Here is a 10,114-nt window from a genome sequence, read left to right as displayed (position 1 = left end):
CCCGGGAGAAGTGTTAGCGGATCGCGCCTACGATACCAATGCCATTTTAGAGCTTTTGCAAAGCCGATCCATTACTCCGGTGATCCCATGCAAACGCAATCGGCGGGTAAAGCGTCCGCTAGATTCGGAGACGTATAAAGAGCGACACTTAGTTGAATGCTTTTTCAACAAAGTTAAAAACTATCGACGCCTGGCTACTCGCTATGAAAAAACAGCAAACATGTTCATGACTTTTTTGACGCTACTTTCTATTCGTTTATGGCTTAAATAGGTTTGCGTACAGGCCCTAGTTAAGAACGGCTCCAGACAAAAAAATCTCTCCTTAGTGAACTCTCCTTATTATACTGAGGAAAATTTTATCTGCCACCCTTCGCCGTGTTATAAAAAACTTCATTAAGACTATACGATGATAGTACAAGCTCAGCCAGGTTATGGACCGAAAAAGGGGAGAACCCTAGATTACGATATAAACAGCTCCGCTTTCATGATCAATCTCTGTCGGGAAAGCAGTCACACACCCGGTATCCGGTTCTTGCACCTGACCAGTGGACAGGTCGATTTTCCAGTCATGGAGCGGACAATGGACTGCTGAGCCACATATCATCCCTTCGGACAACCGTCCTCCTTTATGCGGACAACGGTTTTCAAGCGCACGAACACTTCCGTCGCTCAGCCGAAATAGGGCTATCTCTGTATTATGAATACGAACTGTACGGGCTCCCCGTAGATCAATATCGTTCAGATTGGCTACTCTGATTCTGCTGGTTGTTGTCGTGTTGATCTCCATTTTTTCAGCCCCCTATTTCGTTACTGAGTTAAGCTCCGGTAACTGCACAAAGTTTTTGAGCAGCTCTTTGTCATGAATGATTTCGTGCCAAGGATCAGTTGTCGTGCCTAACGTCTCCTCAATTCTGCCCACCAGTTCCTGTCTCGTCTCCGCATCCGCAAGCGCCTGCTTAATGGATTCTAAGCCAACACGCTCTACCCAATGCGCTGTGCGCTCGCCCCAATTCGCCTGCTCACGATAATACTGCAAATAGGCGCCAGTCCATTCCATGACCTCATCCTCGGTTTTAACGGTACAAAGCAGTTCAGCCGCTCGTACCTTAATGCCGCCGTTACCGCCAACGTAAATTCCCCAACCACCGTCAATTGCGACGACGCCTAAATCCTTGATCGTCGCCTCGGCACAGTTTCGCGGACAACCGGACACGGCCAGTTTAACCTTGGATGGCGCATTCAGGCGTTCAAACGCCTTTTCCAAACGGATACCCATTCCCATCGCATCCTGGGTACCGAAACGACAAAAGGTGTTGCCGACACATGTCTTAACCGTTCGTAGTGTCTTCCCGTAGGCATGCCCCGACGGCATATCTAACTCGGACCAGATACCTGGCAAATCCTCTTTTTTCACACCAAGCAGGTCAAGACGCTGTCCGCCCGTAAATTTTACCAAAGGCACATTGTATTTTTCTGCAACAGCAGCAATTTTCTTCAGATCGGCAGGTGAAGTAACTCCTCCATAAATGCGGGGCACGACAGAATAGGTGCCGTCTTTCTGGATATTGGCATGGTACCTTTCATTTGTGAATCTGGATTCCTTCTCATCCTCATAATCCAGCGGCCACAGCATACCTAAATAATAATTGAGCGCCGGTCGGCATTTGGTACATCCTTCAGGTTCGTTCCAACCCAGCACGTTCATCACTTCTTTGACGCTTTTCAATCCCATTTCCCGGATGCCGCCAATGATCGCTTCCCGGTCAAGTGTCGTACAACTGCAAATGCCTTCTTTAGCCAGTTCCCCTGTTTCGCCGCCTGCATACAGCTGTAAGAGCCCCTCCACTAATGGCTTGCAGCCACCGCAGGATGCGGATGCCTTCGTGCAGGCCTTAATCTCCCCAAGGCTCCGGCAGCCAGCCGCAACCGCGTCCCCGATGTCTCTCTTGGACACACCATTACATCCGCATACAATTTCGTCATCAGGCATTTGCTCCAGCATGATGGAGCCGCTTGCTTCTGGTTGATTAGGGTTGAAGCCGAGCAACAGCTCTTTCTCACGACCAACCACCGACTCGCCATTCTTGATCAACGAAAACAGCTTGGCTCCGTCAGATGTATCACCGAACAGAACGGCTCCGATCAGTTTATCTTCCCTGATTACGATTTTTTTGTAGACGCCGCTAATTTCATCCTGGTATCGAAGGGAACGAGTTCCCGGTTCGTCCTTATAGCACCCTGCAGAAAACACATCTACGCCCGATACCTTCAGTCTCGTCGAAATGACGGACCCCCTATAGCCCGGGGTTTCCATTCCCGCGAGCCGCTGTGCCAGCACACCACCCTGTTCATATAACGGAACCACCAGCCCGTAGGTGATTCCCCGGTGCTCTGCACATTCTCCTACGGCGTATATGCCAGGAATGCCTGTTTCCATGTAATCATTTACGATAATGCCGCGATTTACAGGAATCCCTGCCGACACCGCAAGCTCAATGTCTGGTATGATGCCTACTGCCATAACGATCAGATCCGCTTCCAGCTCGCTGCCGTCGGCAAATTTAACTCCCTCTACACGGCGACGGCCTGTAATAGCTGCCGTTCTCTTATTGACCAGAAAGTTCATTCCCTGCTCCTCCAGCTCGCGCCTTAGCATTAGGGAAGCGGCCTCATCCAGCTGCCGGTCCATAATATGTTCATGAATATGAATAACCGTAACATCCATCCCCAAGTTGAGTAGTCCCCTGGCAGCCTCTAGCCCAAGCAATCCACCGCCGATGACGGCTGCTTTTTTATGCGTCTTTGCCGTCTCCATCATCGTTTCACAGTCACGAATATCCCGGAAGCCGATAACACCATCTTTATTTGCCCCCGGAAGCGGCAGAATGAAGGCGTTGGAGCCTGTAGCCAGCAGCAGCACATCATAAGGAACGCATACACCGGAGCGGGACGTCACCTGCCGCTTGTCTGTGTCAATTTCTGTGACAGGATCACCGGTATACAACTGGATATGATTCTCTTCATACCAGCTCCAGTCGTTGATGACTATATCCTGCAAACCAGCCCCTCCAGCCAAAACGGAGGACAGCATAATCCGGTTATAATTCGGGTGAGGCTCAGCTCCGAATACCGTAATGTCATAGACACCCGGAGCGATCATCAGTAAATGCTCAAGAGTACGTATCCCCGCCATTCCGTTGCCGACCAGCACTAGCTTTTTGATGTGGTTCATCAGACCTCTCCCCTTCTGTTCATATCTTCAAAACACTTCAAAACATAAAAAGCCTGCTTCACACAGGGAGATTCAAAACATCCCTCCACATGTGAAAACAGGCTCCATTGCCGTTTCATTGAATACGCCGTTGTATCCATCAAAGTATGGAATTAAAAGTACTGTAGCCAATATATAACGATTCAAGTGCGATGTCAAGATTCCTTACGCATTATCTTATAAAAATTATATTTTACCATCATGTAACATGTTCATGACGTATTAAATATCACTTTTTTAGAAAGTTTGGATTGATTTTCAGACGAAAACACGCCAAAATGGATTAAAAGTCCGTTTCCCCCTCACAATGCTCAAAAAAACGTACGCAAATAAAAAAACACATGTCATGTTTGTTATCAGGAGACACATCCTGTCATCCCCATCGCTTACTACCCTTCATGTTACAGAAAGGAGGAGCCCACTTGCGTTCCTTGTTGGTAATTTACTCACATTCAGAACATGTATCCGGGCAGGCACATGCCGTATCCTTAGGGCAAGCAGGACCTGAGCACCTTTTGGAGTCCAACGGATATCTAACTCTATCCTGCCACGATGAATCTGAAATCAAACAGCTGATTCATGAGGCAGATGCAGCGGTATTGAATATACCTGTCGGTACCATCAATATATGGTCCAACAGGCTGGAGCAAGCCAAAGCAATCCCATTGCTCTGGTGGTGCAGCGCGGAATCCGCTCTGTCATCGACGGAATCATGCGAAGCCAATGTTCCTGTCGACGGCATTTTAACTCCCTCTATGGCAGCACATGAGCTGAATTGGGCTCTTCATTTTAGTGCCAAACATTTTTTCGAACGCCAGCACTGGCTAAGTGAACGCAAACAACTAACCGCTCGGCTGGAGGAGCGCAAATGGATCGACATGGCCAAAGGAATACTTGGCGAAGTAAACGGCATTCCGGAAGCGGAAGCATACGATCTGCTGCGAAAAAAAGCAATGAATGAGCGCAAACGGATCGTGGATGTAGCCATCTCCATCGTCAAAGCACAGCAAATGCTAAAGGCATAGATTTGAAAGGGGCCTTAATATGAACATTATTGAAATATTAAAAGAGGTTGGACGCGGCAAAAGAGGCGCCCGGGATTTGAATTACGCCGAAGCTGAAGCCGCAGCCGAGCTTATTATGACCCGATCGGCAACGCCTGCACAAATCGGAGCCTTCTTTGCCGCAGAACGCATCAAAATGGAGAGTATCGCCGAGCTGGAGGCATTTGTAAACACCTGTCGTAAATATGCCCACCGCTTCCCGATGCAGGAAGGTATAGATTTCGCAGGCCCCTACGACGGCAGAAAATCATCATTTATCGCCACCCTTGCCACCGCTTTTCTAGTCGCCGCGCACGGGGTCCCGGTGACGATGCATGGAAGTGCGCCCCTCCCTCCCAAATGGGGGATTACACTCCCCCTTTTGCTGCAGGAAATGGGGGTAACATCTGAAAACATGGCCCACGAAACCGCCATTCAAGCCGCAAAGCTGACAGGCGTACTGTTCGCAGCCTCTGAACAGTGGTGCTCACCTCTGAGAGAGCTGCGAACCATTCGTGAAGAGCTAGGACTTCGCACGGTGCTGAACACAGCCGAGAAACTGGTTGATTACGGTGCTTCACCGTATATCGTATTCGGCGTTTTCCACAATACAGTGTTCGACAAGATGGCGAAACTGATGCAACAGCTGAATTACCGCAGAGCTCTGATCGTCCAGGGAAGCGAAGGATCGGAGGATCTGTTCATTGACCGACCAACCCGGACTTACCTGCTTGCGAACGGCGAGGTGTCGCTGCAGGTTATTGATCCGGAAATGTACGGGTTAGATTCGGTGGTACCCGAGCATGACTGGACCCCTGCTGAACAACTGCGCATAACGGAGGATGTATTGCAAGGCACAGCTCCTCTAGCCTTTTCGAATCAAGTGCTGCTCAACGGTGCAGTCCGACTATTCGTTGCAGGCCGAGTTGATTCTATAGAAGAGGGCTTGTACACCTGCAAACCGCTGCTGGAAAACGGGGTTGCCTGGGACTTGTATTGTCGCTGGCGTGAAGCTATGCTCTCAAAAGAAATGGAAATGGGAGCCAATGTCTCCAGTGTATCCGAACCCTGGCTGCACTTATAGTATGAGCATCACGCAGTCTACCGATTGTAGACCCTACAAACTGAACAAGTCAAAAGGCCAGCTCCTGAATCAGGAACTGGCCTTTTGTGCATAAAAGAATGAGTGAAGAACTAAAGCCATTCACCACGATCTGCACTGATCGCCATTACAGGCTGGTGGAGAGGACGGATGTGTACAGCAGCCGTTTTGAAGCCAGGCATTCGGCAGAACGGATCAAGTTCTGTCCGGGTCGCCCGATTTACATTTTGCACACCGCCCCAATGCATGGGTACGAAGAGTGTGTCTTCGCGGATATTCGGTTTAATCCGGCTGCGCACGGTGAAGCTTCCTCGCTGTGATGTGATTTCCACCCACTCTCCATCCCTGATATGCCAGCGCCGCGCTGTACGTGGATGTATTTCCACAAAATTTTCAATCTCGCGCGCGGTTAGCGAGGGACTTCTGCGCGTTTGTTCGCCTGTCAAATAATGAGCCAGCACGCGGCCGTTCGTCAGAATAAGCGGGTATTCCTCAGACGTCTGCTCTGCGGCTCCACTGCTTTCAACCACCGTAAAAACAGCTTTTTGATCAGAAAGGGCAAAGCTTTCCCGAAACATCGTATCCATACCCGCCTCGTCCGGTGACGGGCATGGCCAATATACACCTTCCTCACGACGCAGCCTGCTATACGTGATCCCGTAATAGTCGGCAGCACCGCCTCGACTGGCAAGCCGCAACTCTTCAAAGATATGCTCAGCATCCTTGTACGAGAAGTAGCCGCCCTTGTCGAGCCTTGCAGCTATTTGACATAAAATACGCCAGTCATCTCTAGCCTCGCCCGGAACAGGCCTCGCTGCTTCCCGCAACAGAACGCGCCCCTCCAGATTGGTCATCGTCCCGGTGTTCTCCAGGTAAGATGTGACAGGCAATACAATGTCGGCCATCCGCGCTGTTTCAGTAAGGAACATATCCGCCACAACCAGCAGATTCAGCTTTTTCAGCCCTTCCTCCACGAGTCGAGCATTCGGATTGGATACGACAGGATTAGAGCCCATCACGAACAGCGTCTCAATTTCTCTCTGATGAACGAGTTCCATCATTTCATAGGCCGATACTCCTTTTCCCGGCAGGCTGTCTGGCTCAATTCCCCACACCGATGCCACATAGGCACGATCCGTCTCATTCTCAATTGATCTGTAGCCGGGGAGCTGATCCGCCTTCTGTCCGTGTTCCCGCCCCCCTTGTCCGTTACCCTGACCCGTGACGGCCCCGTAACCACAGCCTTCCCGGCCAATCTTGCCGGTGGCCAGCACCAGATTAAGAAAGGCACGTACTGCCATATGTCCATCTGTATGCTGCTCGACCCCTCTGGCCGTAAAAACGATGCCCGTATTTGCAGCGCCAAAAGCGCGCGCGGCCTGTCGAATCACCTCTGGCTCAATTCCGCATAGCACAGCTGATTCGTTCAGATTTACACTGTTTAAATGAGTCTTCAGTTGCTCATAGCCGTTAGTCCGCTTGCGGATAAACTCCTCATTCACAAATCCCTCATCCACGATGACCTTTAGTATGGCATTGGCCAGCGTTGCATCTGTACCGGGTCTGATTTGTACATGTAGATCAGCAGCTGCCGCCGTTGGGGTCGCACGAGGGTCAATGACAATGATATACGCCCCATTCTCCTTGGCCTGGTGAAAGTAAGGCATAAGTGTAGGCTGGCATTCAGCAATATTTGTACCTGCGAGCACAATACACTGAGCTAACGGAATGTCTGCCAACCTGCAGGTCAGTCCACGGTCAATACCAAACACCTTGCTGCCAGCAGATGCAGCGGCTGACATACAGAAGCGGCCATTGTAGTCGATATAGCGCGTACCTACAGCCACTCTGGCAAATTTACCAAGTAAATAAGCCGTTTCATTCGATAGCGAGCCGCTGCCGTATATGCCAATTGCATCAGGACCCTGTACGGACAGTGTTGAAGAGAGACTACTGGCGACAGCATCCAGCGCCTCTTCCCATGTGACCGGCACAAGCTCGCCTGATTTACGCATAAGAGGTCGCAGTAGCCTTTCCGGATGGATTGCATGCTGATAGGCATTCATCCCCTTGATGCACATCCTGCCCTGCGAGGCTGCGTTAGATTTCCCTTCTGCCCTGTATACCGTGCGAGTGACACCAGCAAGTGTCTCCGTATCTGTGCTAACGGTCAGCTTACATTGCACGCTACAAAACGGACACTGTGTATCAATCACTGTCGGTACGTGTAACGTCCCCTCCGGTTTGCTTTCTTCTGACTGACACATAAAGTCTCCCCCTCTCCATTCGTCACAATTTCATTGTCTGCACACGCAAGAACAGTCACTACACTTCCCACACTTCCTGCTTAACCAGTCACCCTGTCAGCAATGTAATCCCGCTGGTTGCCCGCCAATCCGCTTCGAAGAGTCGCATCAAGTACGCTCTCCCGCAGCACCAAAACGTCAGTCCGTTCAATCCATTCCCACATCTTCTCCCCATACCGTGCGTTATACCGATACATTTGCAAGCAAGCCGTAGCCATCAAAACCGCTTCTTCCGCGTTCTCCTCTACTCCAATCAGCCGTCCCTGGCGAACCGGATGCTCCGCATGACCACCAGCATAAACTTCCCACCCAGCTGGTGATCGGGATAGTCCGATGTCGTGAACAAGTACACCCCCCGGATACTCCGGGCCCAGGCAAACTGCAACTGCAATTGGCGCCGGCAATGCGCGGCTCCCCCAGACAGCCGACAGCCGTTTTTTCAGCCAGGCTGCTTCTGCAAAAGCTTCGCCGCCCATCTGAAAGGACTCAGAAAACAACTGACTCTCGGCCTGGATCGCAACATCCCCAACCAATTGGCCTGATGCAGACATGTCCCGCAATCCAAGGGATTCCAGGTAGTAAAGTACAGCCGGACGGCATAATTCACAACCCTGTTGTCTGGTCCAGCCGAGACGGGTCACGACTTCCACTGGAGTCTGACATCGTGCGGTTACCATGGCTGTCTTAAGCAAATCATGATCGTAGTGCGTACATCCGCATACAGGAACAACTTCTTGGACAGCCGGAGCAGCTACAGCTCCTGCAATTGCCGTTGGGGACGAAGCATTTTTGACCAATGCAGCCACCAGCGGCCGACACCCTCCACAGGAAGCGGATGCCTTGGTCCGATTTTTCACCTCTTCTACTGTCTTTAGCTTATCTATAGTGATCGCTCGCAAAATGGCCCCCTTACTCACGCTGTTGCACGCACACACCGTTTCCTCTTCCGGTAGCTTGGCAGCCTCTTCCTCCGCTCTGCTTACACCTCTATCTTGTGATGTAAGCTCTGCTGTCGGCGCTCCGCGTCGTACCATTCCAAGCAGTGAGTTGCTTTCCGCCGTATCTCCAAACAAAATAGCGCCAGTGACAGCATGGTTTCGCATCATCACTTTTTTGTAAGTCCCCCGTATACCGTCATATTCTATCACTGCTGTCTCGTTTCCCTCTTCGCGAATGTCTCCTGCGGAAAACACATGCATCCCCACAACCTTGAGCTGCGCATACGGAATCGACCCTTCATAGGGAGCTGTTTCACGGCCACAAATGACTTTTGCCAATACTTTACACTGCTCATACAACGGCGCCACCAGCCCATATGAAATTCCACGGTGCTCAGCACATTCACCAACTGCGTAAATACCGGGAATATTTGTGCGCATATAATCATCTACGACAATAGCATGGTTGACTTTCAGACCACTGGCCTGTACTAAATCCGTATTCGGCCGGATACCAACCGCCAACACAACCAAATCGCTCTCCAGCCTATTTCCGTCCGAAAACATCAGTCCCTGCGCCCTGTTCCGTCCCATAATGTTGACCGTTTTCTTTGCTAGATGAAACCGCATCCCCTGTTGCTCCAGCTCCCGTTGCAGAAGAGCAGCCGCTGTTCGGTCAAGCTGACGATTCATAAGGTACTGTGCATTATGGACAACTTCGACCTCCATTCCAAGATTCAGCAGACCTTGTGCGGCCTCAAGCCCCAACAGCCCTCCTCCAATGACCGTGGCCTTCCTGTAAGTTTTGGCATATTCAGCCATGGTTTCACAATCACTCGCATCTCGAAAAGCGATTACTCCCTGTTTCTGGACTCCGGGAATGGGAGGTATGAAGGGCAATGAGCCGGTTGCCAGTATGAGTATATCGTACGGCTCTTTAATGCCCGTTTCCGTTTCCACTGTACGAGCTGCAATATCTATGTCACGGACACGTTCGCCGGCATATAGCCTGACTCCGTTTTCTTCATACCACGCCCAGTCATGAGTGACGATATGTTCGAATGAACTTTTATCCTGCAGCATTTTGGACAAGAGCACTCGGTTGTACCCAGGACGGGGCTCTGCACCAAAAATCGTAATTTGAAACTGACCCGGCTCCAGTTCGAGTATTTCCTCTACGCATTTGATACCTGCCATACCGTTGCCAACGATGACCAGTTTTTTCACCATAACGAACCAGCCCCATTCTTCACATAAAATAAGACAGAAAAAGCCCTTCTCCAATCAAAGGAAAAGGGCACCATTGCCGTAAATGCCGACACATCGTTGTGCCGATATGTACCTAAGATTAATGAATTGTAAGCATCATGTCAATATTGAATACATAAAACCTGTGTTTTTTATCTCAAATTTATTTATTTGACGGATTGTCAAGTCAAGTGCGACAGTTCCTG

7 protein-coding genes are annotated in these 10,114 nt (G+C 50.4%); 3 read left to right on the top strand and 4 right to left on the bottom strand.

Annotation, left to right across the window (positions count from 1 at the left end; genetic code table 11):
- Positions 1-271 (top strand): transposase (locus L693_RS0100875; RefSeq protein ID WP_025715660.1); only part of this gene is annotated, 271 nt, incomplete at its 5' end.
- Between the two features lie 183 nt (positions 272-454).
- Here L693_RS0100875 and nirD read toward each other — a convergent pair.
- Complete coding sequence (gene nirD, locus L693_RS0100870; RefSeq protein ID WP_025715659.1) at positions 455-787, bottom strand: nitrite reductase small subunit NirD; 333 nt, start codon at positions 785-787, stop codon at positions 455-457.
- Positions 788-799: 12 nt separating this feature from the next.
- Positions 800-3,232 carry a nitrite reductase large subunit NirB gene (gene nirB, locus L693_RS0100865; RefSeq protein ID WP_025715658.1) on the bottom strand — a complete coding sequence of 811 codons (2,433 nt, stop codon included), beginning with the start codon at positions 3,230-3,232 and terminating at the stop codon, positions 800-802.
- A 461-nt stretch (positions 3,233-3,693) separates the two neighbouring features.
- Between nirB (L693_RS0100865) and L693_RS0100860 the strand changes: the two genes are divergently transcribed.
- Both L693_RS0100860 and L693_RS0100855 read left to right on the top strand, forming a co-directional pair.
- Positions 3,694-4,296, top strand: coding sequence for an ANTAR domain-containing response regulator (locus tag L693_RS0100860; RefSeq protein ID WP_025715656.1), 603 nt, complete (start codon positions 3,694-3,696; stop codon positions 4,294-4,296).
- A gap of 19 nt (positions 4,297-4,315) precedes the next feature.
- Positions 4,316-5,398 (top strand): anthranilate phosphoribosyltransferase, encoded by a 1,083-nt coding sequence (locus tag L693_RS0100855; protein ID WP_025715655.1) that lies wholly within the window; start codon positions 4,316-4,318, stop codon positions 5,396-5,398.
- Between the two features lie 110 nt (positions 5,399-5,508).
- On the opposite strand, the gene nasC is transcribed toward L693_RS0100855, so the two are convergent.
- Together nasC and nirB (L693_RS0100845) are read right to left on the bottom strand one after the other, a co-directional pair.
- Complete coding sequence (gene nasC / locus L693_RS0100850; protein WP_025715654.1) at positions 5,509-7,683, bottom strand: assimilatory nitrate reductase catalytic subunit NasC; 2,175 nt, start codon at positions 7,681-7,683, stop codon at positions 5,509-5,511.
- 80 nt (positions 7,684-7,763) lie between these two features.
- The gene (gene nirB / locus L693_RS0100845; RefSeq protein ID WP_025715653.1) at positions 7,764-9,890 is read right to left on the bottom strand and encodes a nitrite reductase large subunit NirB; all 2,127 of its coding nucleotides are present in this window, start codon (positions 9,888-9,890) and stop codon (positions 7,764-7,766) included.
- Positions 9,891-10,114 lie beyond the last annotated feature (224 nt).

This window comes from Paenibacillus sp. 1-18 (genome assembly GCF_000520755.1).
Classification (GTDB): domain Bacteria; phylum Bacillota; class Bacilli; order Paenibacillales; family Paenibacillaceae; genus Paenibacillus; species Paenibacillus brasilensis.
This window is presented reverse-complemented; position numbering and strand designations above follow the sequence as displayed.

What these genes read in the sequence shown, in the direction of transcription:
- nirD (WP_025715659.1), bottom strand. Translation starts at nt 787, where the DNA reads ATGGAGATCAACACGACAACAACCAGCAGAATCAGAGTAGCCAATCTG.
- nirB (WP_025715658.1), bottom strand. Translation starts at nt 3,232, where the DNA reads ATGAACCACATCAAAAAGCTAGTGCTGGTCGGCAACGGAATGGCGGGG.
- L693_RS0100855 (WP_025715655.1), top strand. Translation starts at nt 4,316, where the DNA reads ATGAACATTATTGAAATATTAAAAGAGGTTGGACGCGGCAAAAGAGGC.
- nasC (WP_025715654.1), bottom strand. Translation starts at nt 7,683, where the DNA reads ATGTGTCAGTCAGAAGAAAGCAAACCGGAGGGGACGTTACACGTACCG.
- nirB (WP_025715653.1), bottom strand. Translation starts at nt 9,890, where the DNA reads ATGGTGAAAAAACTGGTCATCGTTGGCAACGGTATGGCAGGTATCAAA.